Below are 16,563 nucleotides of genomic sequence, written 5' to 3'. Positions count from 1 at the left end.
CCCCTGAAACTCACGGGTATGAATCACGCAGGCGGGATGACGGCAACCAAATTAATAGGTCCAGAACCTAGGGATTGAATCACTTGGGAAGGATCAAAATCGCTCTAAAATCATTTACGTTTGTAAGGGTTGGTCCTGGAACGATTTGACCTCCGATTGCACCGAAGAAACTGTGGGCATCATTGCGGTCCAGCGCTTCTCGGGCTGAGACGCCTTTGCCGGACGCTTGTGCTAGCGTATCGGGCCCTGCATAAGCACCGGCCACTTCTGCCGCACCGTCTACGCCATCTGTGTCGCAAGCCAATACGTGAATGCCCGCCGCCCCGTTCAGAGCCAATGCCGCGGCCAGCGTGAATTCGGCATTGGGACCTCCAATGCCGTTTCCCCGCCTTGTAACGGTGCATTCACCACCGGATAGCAGCAAGGTCGGGCGCTTGATTGTTGACTGCAACAAAAGGGCCTCCGCCGCTTGATGCGCTGCCAGTACTCTTGCTTCTCCTTCCAATGCATCTCCTAGAAGATGCACCTTGCAGCCTTGGGCCTCAGCCTCCGCGGCAGCAGCCTCAAGGGATTGCACCGGGGCAGCGATCACGCGCGTTTCTGCGCGCAAAAAGATGGGATCATCCGGAGGGATGACGCTGGAATTAGACAGCATCGCTTCTGATACAGTAATTCCGTAGTGCTTCAGGATATCGATTGCATCCTTTGCACTGCTTTTTTCACCCACAGTTGGGCCCGAGGCGATCAGCGCCGGATCATCACCCGGCACATCGGAAATCAGCAAGCTAAGCATCTGTGCTGGTGCACAGGCCGCCGCCAGTTGTCCACCTTTAACGCGACTCAGGTGTTTTCGGACGATGTTCATGTCTCCGATCGGTGCGCCAGAGGCCAAGAGCGCCTGATTGAGCGCGATTTTGTCGGCGAGGGTGACGCCCTTTGTCGGGGCACAAAGCAACGCAGACCCCCCACCCGAGATTAAGGCGATTACCGTATCCTCCGAAGTCGTACCCTGAACCATCTCCAACATCCGGATCGTTGCAGCTTCACCCGCAGCGTCCGGCACTGGGTGCGCCGCCTCGACAATCTCGATACCATTACACGGTCGAGCAAACCCATAACGGGTAATGACGAGCCCCTCACAAGGGCCATAGTAGGCCTCAACGGCTTCGGCCATGCGGGCACTGGCCTTGCCTGCTCCTATCACCAGCAGCCGCCCCTTTGGACGCTTTGGCAAGTGTGGGGGCACCACGAGCATGGGGTCGGCCACAGCAACGGCGGTGGAAAAGAGGTGTTCCAGAAAGCTTCGAGGGTTGTTGGCGGGGTCAATCATAGGTTTCCTATTCCGGATCAGGCGATGGGCCGTTGTAAGAACCAACGGCTGTGTTCTGACGGCCCACGATTCGGTCCGTTTTCTAGCTTGCCAAACTGTACAAACCCCCAACGCAGATAGATCTCGCGCGCCTTGGGATCAGAGGTGTCGAGCCAAACGTTGTGACAACCCCTCGCTACGGCCAAAGTAGAAGCGCGCTCGAACAACGCGCGTGCTAACCCCTGACGCCGGAAAGGCTGGGCCACCCACAAGACTTTGAGCAACAACCAACCATAAGAAGTTGTGCCCAGAAGCCCGCCCTTCAGCGTGCCATCCGTTTGGCAGACCAAATGAATTGTGCTGTTAACACCTTGCGGTTGTTGGCAACGCAGCTCGTCCAACAAATTGCGTTCCAACGCGAACACCAGTTGGTCATCACAAATTTCATCAATCAGCCAAGCCATTTGGAATAGTCGCTGACCAAAAGATGCGTCGGAGCAACATCCTCCTCAAACTCGGCAAAACGGCCGATGGGTTCACGAAAGATGTTGTCGGTCTCGTCGTCATTTATGGTTGAGACCTCACCAATCAACACGTCCCCTCCTTCGCCCAGAACGCGTGCCAATCACCCGGACGAAGCGTGACGCTTTCACCAGGTGTCAGGCGCAGCTTCTCGCCCGGTTGGTAACGATGTCGGATGCCGTCCAGCCAGACCACACCGCCGCGATCCTCTGCAAAACCACCCGCCTCGTCTGAGCCAAAAAGCTCAACAATCAGAGTTGCGCCACCGCGATTGATGATATCCTCAGCTTTCAGAACATGCGTGTGCATTGGCGACAGCTGGTCCCGCCTCGAAATCAACAGTTTCTCGGCGTAACACATGCCGCCACCCTTGGCTAAATCACTCTGCAACCCGTTGCGCAGGGTGAATAGGAACAGGCCCATCCTGTCATAATCACCGTCACCGTAATCAGTGATGTCCCAACCGCAACGTGCGTCAATCACATGACGCGCATCACTTTTGCGAGCCTTGAATTCCTCTGGACTCCAATAGGCGAAGGGCGGCAAAGCAAAGCCATGAGAGCAAATGAACTCATCTGCTTGGGCCATGATCTCATTGATGCGCGAACGCTTCATGCTGGCACTTTTTGGTTTTTGAGGATTTCGATCACCATGGCAGCGGTCCAGGTAAAATCTCCACCACCACAGGGCTCGCCGCTGTTTGGGTCATAGTATTCTGCAAAGCCACTTTTCTCGATGAGGCGCAAACTGTCAGCCAGGATACGCTGCGCCATGGCCCCCTGCTCTGACCGACCTAGGCCTTCGGCAATCAAATAATTCACGATTAACCATGTCGGTCCGCGCCAATAGCGCAGGCTGTCAAAAGCGCCATCTATTGGGTCGTGACTGGGCACCAGATAGCCGCATCGCTCAGCCAACAAAGCGATCCGCCGTGCGAGCGCATCAGCTCGCGCATGAGGGACATCGGCAATTGCCGCGAGCAACCCACCAATCGAAGGTGTGTCTTGCAGATGACCAGCAGCGCGGTTGTAACACGTGTATTGCCCAAGCGTCGGGTTCCATAGGCTTTCCAGTGCCGCACGACCCTTCGTGGCCATCGCGCGGGCCTCAGAGGCCATCGAGGGATCGCCTAAGAACTCGGCCAAATCCGCAACATCGTCGCAAGACCGTATCAGGATGCCGTTAAAGCCTGGATCAACGAGGCAAAATGGCGAGGCATCGTGGAGCTTCGCATTATCCCATCCAAGCCCTCGGAAGTACTCGACCAGCCAGATATAGCACTTGTATTGCTCGTCCGACGGGCGGTGATCTGGGTTGGCGTGGGTCGTATCCCGTCGCGTAAATGGCGCGATACCCTCGATCGGCACGGCGTCCAGCCCTTCATCCCAATCCACAGAGTTGTCTCGGCCAGACTCCCACGGGTGAATGATTGCGACCAGTCCCGTGCTTTTGGGATCGCGGTCGCGGTAGAACCATTTGTGCCATGCATGGACCTTGGGCAGGAGCTTGGCCAGACGCTCGCGCGCGACTGCTTTGTCTTCAGTTCGATCATAAAGCTTGCGCAACGCAAAACCCGCAACCGCTGGCTGGGTGATTCCAGTCGTGGGCACATCTCGCCTTGTTTGCCAGACGTTAGGACCTGGGAAATATCCATCATCTGGTTCGTGGAAAATGATATGTGGCACCATACCATCGTCCCACTGATGGGCCATAAGAGTCTCGACCTCGACCCAAGCCCGATCCATGTCGAAATGCGAAAAGCCAAGCGCGGACAAAGCACTGTCCCAGTTCCATTGGAAAGGATAGAGGCCATGGGTAGGAACGGTGTAGGTGCCCCTATCATTTCCTTCCATGACGCCTCGGGCCTGATCGATCAGAGCTTGGCTCATCCTGTTTCTCCCTTAAGCGACGGCCAGAGTGGTTTCGGAGTCAAACCAACGCCCCCGTCCCTCTTGCGGTGCCAGCGTAAGTACGTCACCAGGTTTCACGCTGAGCTCACTGTCCAGAACTGCGCGGAACTGGTGTCCGTCCACGTCACAAGTCACAAGTAAATGTGCGCCCAAAGGCTCAACAACCTTGGCTCGCGCTCCAAACCCCTGATCTGCAATGCGCAAATCTTCCGGGCGAATGGCCCATTTCAGATCCTTGCCATTTGCAGGACCGTCAAAGTTCTGCCCGGCAACTGTCCAGCGACCAGAGCCCGCAGCTTCAGCGGGGAGGAAATTCATAGGCGGATTGCCGATGAAACTGGCCACAAACTCGGCCGCTGGATCCCGATACACCTCGATGGGCGAGGCTGCCTGCACAATCTTGCCCTGATGCATGACGCTGATCCGGTCAGCCATGGACATGGCTTCGACCTGATCGTGGGTCACATAGATGGCAGTGGTCTTGCTTTCTGCCAGAACACCCTTCAGCTCAGCACGCATTTCCATCCGCAACAGCGCGTCGAGGTTCGACAGCGGTTCGTCCATCAGGATCACGTCCGGCTCCATTGCCAAGGCACGGGCAACTGCAACCCTCTGGCGCTGACCGCCCGACAACTCGCCCGAATAGCGCTTTAGGAGTTGCTCGATATGCATCAAACCTGCGGTGCGTTCGACCCGGCGCTTGACCTCATCATCCGGCAGTTTTTGCATCCGCAGCCCAAAGCCAATGTTCTCGAACACAGTTAGGTGCGGAAACACCGCATAGTTTTGGAATACCATCGAGATGCCGCGATCTTTGGGCGACAGGTGATCCACCCGGCGGCCACCGATCCAGACTTCGCCGGTTGTCGCTGTCTCAAGTCCGGCGATGATACGCAAAAGCGTAGATTTACCACAGCCCGAAGCCCCCAGAAGGACCATGAACTCCTGGTCTGCGATGGTAAGGTTGATGTCATGCAGAGCTTGGTAGGACCCAAAGTTCTTGGCGACGTTTTTGATCTGTATTTCAGCCATAACAGTTTCCTTTCAGCCACCGCTCAGCGGTTGGCGATGCCCCACATGGCAAAGAGATATTTGCGCACAGCGAAGATGAAAATCAGCGCAGGCACCACGAGGATGAAGCCGCCTGCAAATTTTAGGTGCAACGGGGCCTCGCCCAGTGTCTGCAACAGGAATGCGGGCAACGTGCGGTTTTCGATGGTCAGCACGGCGGCTGCGAACACTTCGTTCCACGAGATTACAAAGGCGAAAATCGCCGAGGCCGTGATCCCCGGAAGTACCAAGGGCAAGATCACCTTGGTAAAGGCAGTCAGCCGTGTGCAGCCCAATGTCCAAGCCGCCTCTTCCAGCTCAAGCGGTATGCCTGAAAAAAGCGAAAAGGTGATGAGCACCGCGAAGGGGATCGCCAACGTTGTGTGAACCAGCGCCAGACCAAAAGCCGTATCATCCAAGCCCGTACGGATGAAGAGAACTGCCAAGGGCAGTGCCAGAAGCGGCAAGGGAAAGGCCCGTGTCAGCAAGATCAGCAACCGGAACAGCTCTTTCCCACGGAAGTCGAACCGCGATAGGGCGTAGCCCGCGGGGGCTCCGATGGCGATGGACATCACCATCGTCATCAAAGCCACCACAACCGAGTTCCACAGCGCCCTCAGCATCCCCTGGAACCCCATGAAGAATTCCAGGGATCCCATATTGAACTCCGGGATGAAGCTCTTGGGGAAACTGTTCACCGTATCCGGTGAGGACATTGTGTTCACGAACAGCAGGTAGAGCGGTATAATCACCCAGGCACACAGCAAGATCACCCCTGCTCGGTAAAGCCCCCTTCCCGCCTTGCGGGTGTCAGGGGCTACGACGTCTGCTACAGCCATCATATCGTGGCTCCTTTCGGGACGCGCAGAGCGCGCATGATGATCAGAGTGAAGACGATAGAGATAATCAGAACGATGATCGCCAGCGCTGCTGCTGCCCCACTATTTTGCAGGTCAAACTGATAGGCGTAGATCTCGCCCATAAGCACCGGGAAGATCGTGCCCCCAAGAGCTGCAACCACGGCGAAGACCTCGAAGGCCAGGATGACGCGCAGGACCAGGGCCGTTTGCAGCGACGGGCGCAATAGCGGCAGGGTGATACGCGTGAACTGTTTCCAGCGCGAGGCGCCAAACACATCCGCAGCTTCGTAGTATTCCTTGGGGATCAGGCCGATGCCCGCCACAAGGATCACCAGCATGATCGCAGTTGCGCGCCAAATCTCAGCAAGCATAATCGCCAGGAACACTACCCACGGTGTTTGATAACTCAGCAAACTTACAGGTTGGTCAGTGACACCAAGCCCGACCATCATCGAGTTCAGGAAACCCGACTGCTCGAAGATCGCCAGCCAGATGATACCGGCGGCAAGATCAGAAATACCCAGCGGAATGGTCCAAATATACAGAACCAGATCACGGCCCTTTTCCATTTTCGTGACCATCGTGGCCATCAGAAGTGACAACGCCAGCTGGATCGGTACCACGGCCGCGGCCAGAAGAAAGGTGTTCTTCATCGAGATCGGGAACTTCCAGTAGCTCACGACCTCGCGAAAGTTATCCAGTGAAAAGCCGTTCCCTGTTCCAAAAGCCTGCTGCGCAACCAGCGCAAACGGATAGAGGAAAAACAGGCAAAGAAATAGCGTCACCGGGAGGATCAGAAAATAGGGCAAAAGCCGCGCTTCCATCGGACCACTCCTTTAAATTGGGATTTTGCTGGGGGAGCCGGGCCACAGCTTCGGCGGCCCGGCAGTCAGGGAAGGTCTTATTCGACCGGGCAAGCACCTTCCGATGGTGCATCTGGTGCCCAGCAAGGCGCGCCTGTTTCAGTCATGATCTTTTCCAGCTGTTTCTTTTGATCTTCCAGAACCCGCTCGATGGGCTGACCAGCCAGAACAATGCGCTCGAACGCATCTACGTAAACACGATTGAAATCCCCACCCATGCTACCCAGACCTGCAGGCAGCAGGCCAGGATTAGCATCTGGTGAGCCGCTCATCGTGGCAACCGCTTCGCCGGCAGCTTTGACCGAAGGCGGCAGATCGTCTGGCAGTTCGACTTCAACCACAGGGAAGAAGTTTGTGGCCTTTAGGGTCGCAATCTGTGTTTCGGGCTGCATCAAATAGGTCACCAACGCTTTGGCACCTTCTGCATCTGGCGCGGTGCGTGGGATGGCAACACCTGCCAGAACAGGCATGAAGCCACGGCCGGTCGGACCAGCAGGCGCCGGGAAGGCAACAAAATCGTCAGGACGCTCATTAAACGCCTGTGCAAGGCGCGAGGTGTGGTCGAAGACGATCCAGGCATCGCCGTTCAACAGCTGTTCCTGCATGAACGAGAAGTTGGTCGATGCAGGGTTTGTATGGCTCCACAGCTCTTTGAACTTCTCCCATGCTGTCACAGCCTCGGGCGATGCAAATGTCCGCACGACACCATCAGTGTAGGACGGGTAGAGGTAGCCTTGGAAGAAGCGGTGTTTTAGACCCTTGGGTCCTGCAGGAAAGCCGAATTTCTTCTGGCCAGTTGCTTCTTCTACATTCGCCGCCCATGCGATCAACTGGTCATAGGTCAGCGCATTGATGTCCGCACCTTCAGGCAGGTATTGCAGCGCTTCCTTATTGGCGGCCATGATGTAGCTCGCTTGCATCCAAGGCATGTAGTGCAGGCCGTCAGTTCCCAGCTTGGCCAGATCATTGAAAGTGTCTGAGGCCGACATGACGCCAAGATCACTGAGATCCATTAGGTCATCAGGGTTCATCGCCGAGAAGTTGCCGTGCAAAGAACCCAGCAAGTCAATGCTACCCGAGCCCGCTTGTAGTTCAGCTTGCAAACGCGTCAGCCAAGGGCCGTCTTCGTTCGGCTGGTAATCCACTCCACCATCGAAGCCACCAAGAACCTCGGTCCGCATCGCCTGCGCTTCTTCGGCTGGCCGGGCCTGGGTCGACCAGAACAGAGTTTCAGCTTGCACGGTGACAGCGCCAACAAGCATGGCCACACCGGACACGGCTCCCGCCAGCTTCGAATGAATAGACATGTTTTCCTCCCTATGTCTGAGGTTGTCCAAAACCAGGCAACCTCCCTCCCTCGCCGACAACCTTGGATCAGTCCGAGGGAGAATGCAGTTACTATGATATATCGTTGTATCATGAGTCAAGCCTCTTGCGCCCAAGCGTTCGTCATAAACTGCTTGCCATTTGCAAAACCGCTTGCGACTTTAGGCAAACGTTATACCAAGACTGTGACCCATGACGAAAAAACCCACCTTATCCAGCGTTGCCAAAGAAGCGGGTGTGTCGGTTCCAACCGTCAGCCAGGTTATGCGTGACACTGGTCGAATTTCAGAGAAGACCCGTCAGAAAGTCCTGAGCGCAGCCAAGCGTCTGCGCTACGTCCCAAATCAAGCGGCGGCCGCAATGCGATCGGGCGACAATCGCGAAATCGGTTTCATCATTAACAAATTGGCCAACCCGTTTAACGCAGAGGTTGTCAGCGGCGCTGTCGACTTGCTCGAAACCGAAGGTTTCATGGTGTCGGTCCTCGATGCACAAGGAGACCTTCAGCGTCAGGACCGCCTCCTGGAAGCCTGCATCAGATTTGGTCGCCGTGGTTTGATTTGGGTGCCGGCGCTCGACACGAACGAGGACGCTATGGAGCTTCTGGAAACCCACGGTGTTCCCGCTGTTACTTTCATGCGCAAGGTATCACAGTCCCTTGATCACGTTGGTGTTCTAAACACAGAGGCTCTTGCTCAAGCCACACAGCATTTGATTGATTTGGGACACAGGTACATCGCCTATTTTGGCGGCACCGAGCAAACGTCGGTGCGCGAGGAGCGCATCGCCGGTTACCTTAGCGTTTGTGAAAAACTGGATGGCGTGCGCCCAATAATCTGGCCATGTGAGGAGACCAAGCGCGCCGGATTTGACGCTGTCGCAGCGCTCCGTCACAAACACCCCGAGGTGACAGGCATTGTTTGTAACGGAGATGTTGTAGCGCTTGGTGCCTGCTTCGGCTTGATCCAGTCAGGTTTGAAACCCGGACATGATTTTTCGGTAGTAGGCTTCGATGACATCGAGGATGCTGCCGTCTCGACGCCCGGCCTGACAACCATGGCGATCGACCCGAAAATGTTAGGCAAGCGATTGGCCGAGATCCTTCTGGACCGAATGCGAACACCCGAACTTCCAGTCCGTCATTTCGAGTATTCTGCGGTCCTGAAAGTGCGGGGAACATCCGGAGAAGCCCCAGAAATATAGAGACACGGCCTGAATTCCTACCGAAATCACTAGGCTCCAGACTCATTGATTTACAGCCAGTAGCTGCGATGGCGCTCTTGATGGGCACGATTACCCTGGCTCGTCTGACGGAATCCGAAGAAGAGGCAGACCGAGTGCTGGAAGCAGGGCGCACAGCCATAGGTTTGCTTCAGGATTATTGGCCGAAAGAAAGATCCTAACTGTGGCAGAGTATCCCGAGAATTTGACGGCTATGTTGTGGTTTGCCGTCACCCGCTGTTCGACAATGCTGCAAGGTGCACGAACGGCAGCAATGCGCAGGCTGCGCTGCAGCGTCGAGTGGTGAGGCAAACGGCTGGTTTGGGCCGTACAGGACAGGGTTTATCTTGGCTAGGCGAGTCATTCTGCGCCGCATCCGACGGTAGCAGTGAGTCCAATGTTTCGAATTCCGCGACTGGCATCGACGTCTGTTATGCGCAGTAATGCGGACTTGGCAACATCGAACGAATTACCCAGAGCGTAACTATAGCTAATCCACTGCGGTTGCAGTTCTGTTGCCGAATTGCTGCCCTTCACTTGAAGGAATGTACCAGTCGCTAATGAATGAGTACAATCTCTCATTTATTTACAAGGTCTTATTCTTCTAAGAGCTCGCGGATATTAACGTCCAACTGTGCCGCAAAGCCTTTGTCGTTACCAGGATTGGCGGCGCAATGACCCCATGGCGAGTCGTAAGGACGGAAGATGGCGTTAGGCATGTGGTGGGCCTCAATTTCATTGTCTTCAGGAGGGAAATAGAGGTCCTGAGTGCAGGGCATCAGGATGGCACGCGCCTTGATGGCACCCAGCGCCAGTTTGTAATCCCCATTGTAAAGTGGCCCGGCAGAGATGTCGCCAGCCTGCCAGGTGGCAAGCTTGGCCAGTAGATTGTTGGCATCCCAGCTCTGTACATGGTCCTGTTCCCAATCTTGCATCAGCTCTTCAATGGATTGGAATCCAAGCTGCTCATAAAGCCTCTCACGGTAAAAGGTCTGAGAGAAAGCCCAGCCTGCGTAAACCCGACCGAAGGCTTTGAGCCCGGCCTCGGGCGGGCTGTCATAATTGCCGCCGTTCCAATTCTGGTCCGCGCAAAGGGCGGCCTTGACCCCTTCGAGGAAGACAAAATTATGCGTTGAGGTTTTGGCCGAGGCGCAGAAAGGCAAGATCGCTTGTACCATATCCGGGTATTGCGCCGCCCATTGATAGGATTGACAGCCCGCCATTGACCAGCCGGCGACCAGCGCGATCTTTTCGATGCCGAGGTGATCTTGGATCAACCGATGCTGCGCCGCGATATTATCCCACATCTGCACCAACGGAAATCGCGGGCCGTCTTGAGGGGAGGGCGTATTCGAGGGCGAAGACGAACGGCCATTGCCGAACAAATTTGGACTGACGATGAAGTGGCGGCTTGGGTCAATAGCGCGACCGGGGCCGAAGAACCCTTCGTTCCGAGTATTTGTCCCCGTGTAGAAGGTCGGTAGGACGATGACATTGTCGCGGGTGGCCGACAACGTGCCGTAAGTTTGATAGGCAAGTTTGGCGTCGTGCAAAACCTGACCCGATAGAAGCGGGAAGTCTCCAAGGTCGAATGTCCTAAACTCATCCACGACCATCTTTCAGTACAGCCTCAGATACTCTTGCACTTCCCAATCAGTGACCGATTGGTGATAGCGCTCCCATTCGTCGTTTTTGTACTCGATATAGGAGTTGCGCATCACGCGCCCCATCACATGTTCGGCCATCTCGTCATGACGCAGAGCCTCAATAGCGTTGAACAAAGTTCGCGGAAGCCTGCGTATACCGAGCTCGGCAAGCTCGGATTCAGTCTTTGAGTACAAATCAAAATCTGTTGGTTTGCCCGGATCGATCTTGTTTTTGATGCCTTTTATTCCGCAGCTCAAGTGCATCGCCATCGCGAGATAGACATTCATTGTCATGTCACAGGCGCGATTTTCGATGCAGTGGCGGCTTTGCGGAAGGCGGAACTGGGCGGATCGGTTGTTGAAGCCATAGGTGATATTTGTCGGGGCCCATGTGACCGTGCCGCCTTCAAAGCCGCCAACACGTGGCACCAGACCGTTATAGGAATTCACCGTCGGACAGGTGATCGCGGTGATTGCTTCTGCATGCTGCATCAGTCCGCCAACTGCCCAGCGGCTTTCGTCACTCCAATCGCCATCCGGCGTTTCGAAAATGTTCTCGCCCGGACGGCTTTCATGCTGCATCGACATGTTGATATGCGCGCCAGACCGCCAATCGCCCACTGTCGGTTTCGGCATGAAAGTGATGAACATCCCGTGCTTTTTTGCGACTTCTTTCAGGGTGATGCGCAGGAATGCCAGCCGATCAGACATTTCCAGCATGTTGGTGTAGTGGAAATCCAGCTCGAACTGCGAATACGCACCCTCGGCCACCACGTCATGCAGGTTCCAACCCAGACCCTCGATGATGTCGATCATGTCTTTCAGAAACGCCATCGAGTCGATCGAGTATTCAACGTCATAGCCAAACGCCTGACGGCGGGGCCGAAGGCCGCTTGCAGGGTCGTCGTCAAACGCCTTCACCGGCTGACCGGCGTCGTCGTATTTCATCACAATGAATTCGGGCTCGACCCCAGCATAACCTGTGTACCCTTCCTGCGCAGCCTCGTGCATGGCACGTTTCAGGGCCTGACGCGGGCAGACATTATAGGGCGCATCTTCCCAGTAGAGGTCCGAGAAGATGATCGCCATCGAAGTATCCCACGGGCAGACATAGACGGCATCGAGATCCGGCACCACGACCTGATCGCTGTCGGCAGGGCTGAGTTCGGGCACGTAAGAAATCGAATGCACCGCAAATTGCGGTCCTTTCCCGAGGCATAGCGGTTCAAAATCACTCATCGGTACGGGTTTGGTTTTTGGAATACCGTGCAGGTCAATCCAGGCGGCCATCACGTATTTGACGCCAGCCTCCTCCAGACGTTGCCGTACCTCTGCGATACGCGGGCGGTTACGCTCGACAGCGTCATGGATAGTCTCGTAGTAGATGCGGGTGCTGGCATTGTCCTTGGGCATTCGGCGTTCTCCCATCGAATGGCAATCAGATTTGGTTCACCGAGGGTGATCCCTCAGTGTTGGTGCTGGTTTCGGTTGTTCTGTCGCTCAGCGGTTAAGATGTTCAGCCGGGGACAAAATCGTCAGGGTCGATGCCCGGAACCTGCGTGATCCCGGCAAGCTGTTTCCAGTTGTGAGGGTAGGCGGCATAGAAGATCACGCATTTGCCGTCCGACTCGTAGGAGATGTGGTTGTCCTTCGGGACAAACAGCACATCACCACGATTGCAAACATAGCTTTTGCCGTCGCAAACCAGTCGGAACGTGCCCTCAAGGCAATAAATGATCTCGTCGCAGGTCAGATCCCACGGCACCTTGATGTTTTTCAGGACGTTGATACCGCCGCACATGGACTTGCTGAATTCGCTGGTCACCATCGGTTTGATGTAAGTGTCGCTGTCGCCCATCGAGTCGTAGCGATTTTGAACCAGATCGAATTTGAAAAGTTGAGGTGTGTCACCCATTTGGTCAGCCTTCCTGTGCCAGGTGTTTCAGTATGGATTCGTTCAATTCGACCTTGTAACCGTCAGGGTCCTCGCAAAAGGCGATGACCCTTGTGCCGTTTTTCATTGGCCCCGGTGGGCGGGTGATGTTTACGCCGGCCGCAGCCAGCTGTTCGCACGCGGCATAAACATCTGGCGTTTCGATGCAGATGTGACCCCAGCCGTCGCCTTTGTCATAAGGCGTGCCCTGATCCCAATTGGCGGTCAGCTCCAGCGTGGGAAACTCGGCCTCGGGCCCATAGCCGATAAAGGTATTGGTGAATTTGCCTTCGGGGTAGTCCGTGCGCCGCTGCACTTCCATACCCAGAATTCCGCAATAGAAATCCAGTGACTTCTCCATGTCGGTGACCCGCATCATCGTATGGGCCAGACGAAACCCTTTGGATATGGACTTGTTCATCGATATTGTTCCTTCTTGCTTAAGTACCGGCCACGTCGCGCTCGATCAGATCCTGAAAGGCGCGGACGCTGTCCTCCCAAGCGGGCGACAACAGGCCCCCATCCTCGGCGACCGGGGATTTGCGGCCCTCAAACATGCGTTCAACCATCTCGTGATCTTCCTTGTGGACATCCCACCAAAGGTTTCTGAGGGCTTGTACTTCCTCGGCGCTCAGTTCCTGGCCTTCTGTCGTGTAAAGTGCTCGGTACTGGCGCATCTTTCCGGGACCAATGGGCACGTTCAGATATACGCCCAGCTGATCCGGAAAATAGCGGCCCAGAATGAAATTGGGGTACAGGGTCAGATAGCGAGAGCTGACCCCCAGACTGCCGGATGTGCCCAACTCTTCGTTCAGATCCACCGCGCTGCCGATGCAGGTGCCATCGGTGATTGTATAGTGGTTTTCCAATGGTTGATCAGTGGTTGAGGCATGGACAAACTGAACGTGGTAGGGCTCGATAAAGTTCTCCATGATCAGCTTCCAGTTGGTGCTAATCTCACCAAAGTCGAGCAGGCCAATTGGTTCCACTCTGGTGAAATCCATCCCCTCCAGCCGGCTAATCAAAGGCGCGGCATAGTCTTCGAAATCAGGCGCGTTCCCATCCAGATTGACGAAGATCCAGTCATGCCAGACATGGGTGCGTACAGGCTTGAGGCGATGATTTTTGATGTCAAAGCCGTCGAACTCCTGCTTGCCGGTTCCGGCAAAATGCGGCGCAGCCCGCAAGCGGCCATCCAGATCATAGGCCCAGGCATGATAGGGGCAGCGGATCAACTTGCCGACATTCTTAGGCTTGTCGACCAATGTCATACACCGGTGCAAGCAAACATTGTGAAACACCTGGATGTCGCCGTCACGACCGCGCACCGCCAGCAGTGGTAAGTCTGCGCAGGTAACCGGATGAGCATCACCGGGGTTAGCCATCTGATGGGCAAACCCGATGAACACCCAGTTCTTGGCCAGGACAGTCTGGCATTCCCGCTGCCAGAACTCTTCGCTGCGATACGCCCCGGCGGTCAGCCCGTGCTGAGGCCCTCCAATGGCCTGAGTTCTATCCTCGGCAATTGTCATTTGTCCTCCCTTCGACACTGCCACCTGCACCCGTCGGTCCAACGACAGGCGCATGGTTTTACCGTTTCTCGCGGTCTTCCTACTTGCGGACTCTGTCCCGCCGCGCCGGGAACTGAAGTTTCGACTGCGAATATCGCATTAGTCGCCTAACATTCTTTCGATTTTCGCGAATATTCTGGGATTTTGGGGCACGAATCAGAAATAATCTGGTCAAAAAACGGCATGGAAGTGCGAATTTCGAATAACCAGGTCGTGTGGATTGCGAGAGCCGCAATTTCAGCGGGATTTTACAGAAAATTTGGCAATAGGCCCGCGTCACGGTCCTTGGAAGCTGCGGTGTCGAGGGCAAAAGATGTCGTTTTCTGCACTTCCTGCCACAGAATTCTTAAGAGAGAATTGCGAATTTCGATGTCCTCACCTAGTCTCAGCTACGAATGCAGCAATCGAGCATCGGGTATATGGCAGTCAAAAAGCAATCAAACGTGCGCGCCTCCGCACAGAGCATTAGGTCCCCAAAGGATGACTTGAACCAGCAGATCATCCGGCTGTTGCAGCAAGATGGTCGGATGGCTTTTTCGGAAATTGCACAGCAGTTGAATGTGTCCGAAGGAACCATCCGCAACAGGGTGAGCGGTCTGCGAGACAACAACATGTTGCGGATCGTTGCGATGTCGGATCCGGTGGCCACAGAATACACAACCGACGCGATGATCGGGTTGAATGTGGCCGCTGGCGTGACCCCACGCCAGGTGGCGAAGCGCCTTGAAAAGAACCCAAGGGTTGTTTTCATCCTGTGGGTCGCGGGACGTTACGACCTGATCATTGAACTGGTCAGTGACGACGGTGACGCATTGAAGGAATTTCTAGAGCATGAAATCCATGCGAGTGACGATATCGCCAATGCCGATGTTATGCCGGGGCTGAAGAATTTCAAGAATCAGTTTCTGCTAAAGCAGGATGTGAAGGAGTGAAGAGGAAGAAGCCGATCGCTGACGTTTCTAATGCGAAAGGGTTTCAACAGGGTTTTTGGGGAGATGTTCAGCGCCGATCTTAATGCCGACCCCGACAGCCATCCGTCTTCCGAACTGCGCGAACGATGTTGTCTAATATTTCGCTTTGAATGTCAGATCCTGCAGCGAGTTACCGCTTGGGCTTCGGGCGGACGGTTCAGAAATCATCATGGATGCTTTCTTCCTCGCCGGTTACATAACGAGCCCATTCGTTCATGATTAGTCGACGTTGCTCCAGATAATCCGTCCTGCGATACGCCCTTTCGACCTGACTTCCTGCAACATGGCCAAGGCTGGTTTCTGCGACTTCCCTTGGCGCATTGGTTCGGTCCGCCACCCAATCCCGAAAGCTGGATCTGAACCCATGAGGCCTATATGGCAAACCTGCCTTGCGCATATGTTGCCCCATCGTCATATCCGAAATCACTCCTTTGCGAAGGCCGGGGAAGAGAAAACCATCACGGTAGAAGGGTTTGGTGAGGTCAACCCGCGCTGGGCTTCGCCGGACAAAGGCACGCGAAAATCCGCCGTTTGGCCTAACCGGCCCTTCATCTGATGCGCAGGGATTGTCCAAATGTCATCTTCAATTTGATCGTATCTCATAAAGCGGAGCGGACCTGAGCGGACTGCCGTCAGGATCAGCATCCGCAGGGCCAGATTGGTTGTCGTGGGCACTTCTAGGGCTCTGTAGAATTCTGGAACGTCAATCCACGGCATAGCAGCATGTGTTGTGGCGTATGCCTAGATTTACCAAGAAGCGCTTTGGCTTTCTCGGTAGCCTACAAATCTACGTCCAAGCCTAGCGCCGCAGCGTGCCTTAGAGCGATGCTGAGGCGATTAATGGCTTTCCGGGCAGTTCCCCCCCCCTTTGGAGTGCCAAATGGGCCTCAGAGCGTCCCTTATGTCGATCTGATCGATATCTGAGACGGGGATCTACCCAGTTTGGGTAAGACATGTAATTCTAGAGGAGAAAACCAGCGCCCAGCTTTACCGTCGCCTTTGAGTTCGGCCTTCCGACTTTCGAACGCGTCCAATGCGACATCCGCCAAACAATGTAAATTGCGTTCAGCCTCACGCCGTTGTTTTTCGCGTTCTTTGATTGGATCAAGACCCTTCCGGGCAAAGGCGCGCCACTGTTCCGCGTGTTCTCTTGCTTCTTTGAGCGATACATCTGCAATGGACCCAAGGCCCATTTCACGCCTGCAACCGTGTACCGTGATCCTGAGGAACCATTGCCCGCCGCCATCTTGGCGCTTGTGTAACCACAATCCGGCACCATCGTTGTGCTTACCGGGGCCTGCTGCCTTCACCGCTGCGGCCGAAAGTTTATGGATAGGCCGCGCCATCCGTCCACCCTTCTATCCGCCTTATTGTCTGCGGT

General features: G+C 55.3%; 17 protein-coding genes and 1 pseudogene. 2 read left to right on the top strand and 16 right to left on the bottom strand.

The genetic code is table 11. The features are described 5' to 3' along the window. Nucleotides 1–79 precede the first annotated feature (79 nt). The 8 genes and pseudogenes from AC2FH8_RS16210 to AC2FH8_RS16175 form a co-directional block, all read right to left on the bottom strand. Complete coding sequence (locus AC2FH8_RS16210) at nt 80–1,330, bottom strand: glycerate kinase type-2 family protein (RefSeq protein ID WP_496690239.1); 1,251 nt, start codon at nt 1,328–1,330, stop codon at nt 80–82. A gap of 17 nt (nt 1,331–1,347) precedes the next feature. After that, entirely contained in the window at nt 1,348–1,773 is a 426-nt protein-coding gene (locus tag AC2FH8_RS16205; RefSeq protein WP_496690238.1) for a GNAT family N-acetyltransferase, read from the bottom strand. Next, nucleotides 1,761–2,446 (bottom strand): annotated as a pseudogene (locus tag AC2FH8_RS16200) (D-lyxose/D-mannose family sugar isomerase). The gene AC2FH8_RS16205 and the pseudogene AC2FH8_RS16200 overlap by 13 nt, the downstream one beginning before the upstream one ends. Continuing rightward, on the bottom strand, nt 2,443–3,720 hold the full coding sequence (locus AC2FH8_RS16195) for an MGH1-like glycoside hydrolase domain-containing protein (RefSeq protein ID WP_142640341.1): 1,278 nt from the start codon (nt 3,718–3,720) through the stop codon (nt 2,443–2,445). Before AC2FH8_RS16195 ends, AC2FH8_RS16200 begins: the two are co-directional and overlap by 4 nt. A gap of 12 nt (nt 3,721–3,732) precedes the next feature. Beyond that, nucleotides 3,733–4,773, bottom strand: a complete 1,041-nt coding sequence (locus AC2FH8_RS16190) for an ABC transporter ATP-binding protein (RefSeq protein WP_281996149.1) — start codon at nt 4,771–4,773, stop codon at nt 3,733–3,735. Between the two features lie 23 nt (nt 4,774–4,796). Then, the gene (locus AC2FH8_RS16185) at nt 4,797–5,633 is read right to left on the bottom strand and encodes a carbohydrate ABC transporter permease (RefSeq protein WP_221929508.1); all 837 of its coding nucleotides are present in this window, start codon (nt 5,631–5,633) and stop codon (nt 4,797–4,799) included. Next, nucleotides 5,630–6,475, bottom strand: a complete 846-nt coding sequence (locus AC2FH8_RS16180) for a carbohydrate ABC transporter permease (RefSeq protein WP_142640343.1) — start codon at nt 6,473–6,475, stop codon at nt 5,630–5,632. Before AC2FH8_RS16180 ends, AC2FH8_RS16185 begins: the two co-directional genes overlap by 4 nt. A 77-nt stretch (nt 6,476–6,552) precedes the next feature. Continuing rightward, nucleotides 6,553–7,821 (bottom strand): ABC transporter substrate-binding protein, encoded by a 1,269-nt coding sequence (locus AC2FH8_RS16175; RefSeq protein ID WP_496690237.1) that lies wholly within the window; start codon nt 7,819–7,821, stop codon nt 6,553–6,555. 211 nt (nt 7,822–8,032) lie between these two features. Here AC2FH8_RS16175 and AC2FH8_RS16170 point away from each other — a divergent pair, with 211 nt between their 5' ends. Then, nucleotides 8,033–9,043 carry a LacI family DNA-binding transcriptional regulator gene (locus tag AC2FH8_RS16170; protein ID WP_142640345.1) on the top strand — a complete coding sequence of 337 codons (1,011 nt, stop codon included), beginning with the start codon at nt 8,033–8,035 and terminating at the stop codon, nt 9,041–9,043. A 614-nt stretch (nt 9,044–9,657) separates the two neighbouring features. Here the strand turns inward: AC2FH8_RS16170 and AC2FH8_RS16165 are convergent. From AC2FH8_RS16165 to AC2FH8_RS16145, 5 genes are all read right to left on the bottom strand, one after another. Then, on the bottom strand, nt 9,658–10,671 hold the full coding sequence (locus tag AC2FH8_RS16165; RefSeq protein ID WP_496690236.1) for an alpha/beta fold hydrolase: 1,014 nt from the start codon (nt 10,669–10,671) through the stop codon (nt 9,658–9,660). Between the two features lie 9 nt (nt 10,672–10,680). Beyond that, the gene (locus tag AC2FH8_RS16160) at nt 10,681–12,120 is read right to left on the bottom strand and encodes a glutamine synthetase family protein (protein ID WP_496690235.1); all 1,440 of its coding nucleotides are present in this window, start codon (nt 12,118–12,120) and stop codon (nt 10,681–10,683) included. A gap of 103 nt (nt 12,121–12,223) precedes the next feature. After that, nucleotides 12,224–12,622 (bottom strand): AraC family ligand binding domain-containing protein, encoded by a 399-nt coding sequence (locus AC2FH8_RS16155; protein WP_496690234.1) that lies wholly within the window; start codon nt 12,620–12,622, stop codon nt 12,224–12,226. Nucleotides 12,623–12,626: 4 nt separating this feature from the next. Further along, the gene (gloA, locus tag AC2FH8_RS16150; RefSeq protein WP_085823161.1) at nt 12,627–13,061 is read right to left on the bottom strand and encodes a lactoylglutathione lyase; all 435 of its coding nucleotides are present in this window, start codon (nt 13,059–13,061) and stop codon (nt 12,627–12,629) included. 19 nt (nt 13,062–13,080) lie between these two features. Further along, nucleotides 13,081–14,172, bottom strand: a complete 1,092-nt coding sequence (locus AC2FH8_RS16145) for an aromatic ring-hydroxylating oxygenase subunit alpha (protein ID WP_142637313.1) — start codon at nt 14,170–14,172, stop codon at nt 13,081–13,083. 434 nt (nt 14,173–14,606) lie between these two features. On the opposite strand from AC2FH8_RS16145, the gene AC2FH8_RS16140 reads away from it, so the two are divergent. Next, nucleotides 14,607–15,143, top strand: a complete 537-nt coding sequence (locus AC2FH8_RS16140; protein WP_282027507.1) for an Lrp/AsnC family transcriptional regulator — start codon at nt 14,607–14,609, stop codon at nt 15,141–15,143. Nucleotides 15,144–15,339: 196 nt separating this feature from the next. On the opposite strand, the gene AC2FH8_RS16135 is transcribed toward AC2FH8_RS16140, so the two are convergent. The 3 genes from AC2FH8_RS16135 to AC2FH8_RS16125 all read right to left on the bottom strand — a co-directional run bounded on the left by AC2FH8_RS16135 (nt 15,340) and on the right by AC2FH8_RS16125 (nt 16,528). Beyond that, the gene (locus tag AC2FH8_RS16135; RefSeq protein ID WP_496690233.1) at nt 15,340–15,597 is read right to left on the bottom strand and encodes a hypothetical protein; all 258 of its coding nucleotides are present in this window, start codon (nt 15,595–15,597) and stop codon (nt 15,340–15,342) included. Nucleotides 15,598–15,605: 8 nt separating this feature from the next. Next, the gene (locus AC2FH8_RS16130) at nt 15,606–15,857 is read right to left on the bottom strand and encodes a hypothetical protein (protein ID WP_496690232.1); all 252 of its coding nucleotides are present in this window, start codon (nt 15,855–15,857) and stop codon (nt 15,606–15,608) included. A gap of 224 nt (nt 15,858–16,081) precedes the next feature. Beyond that, the gene (locus tag AC2FH8_RS16125) at nt 16,082–16,528 is read right to left on the bottom strand and encodes an Arm DNA-binding domain-containing protein (protein ID WP_496690231.1); all 447 of its coding nucleotides are present in this window, start codon (nt 16,526–16,528) and stop codon (nt 16,082–16,084) included. Nucleotides 16,529–16,563: the final 35 nt, after the last annotated feature.

The sequence above is a fragment of the Ruegeria sp. CDSC025 genome, assembly GCF_059610805.1.
The sequence above is the reverse complement of the archived record's forward strand: the minus strand, read 5'-3'. Positions and strand labels throughout refer to the sequence as shown.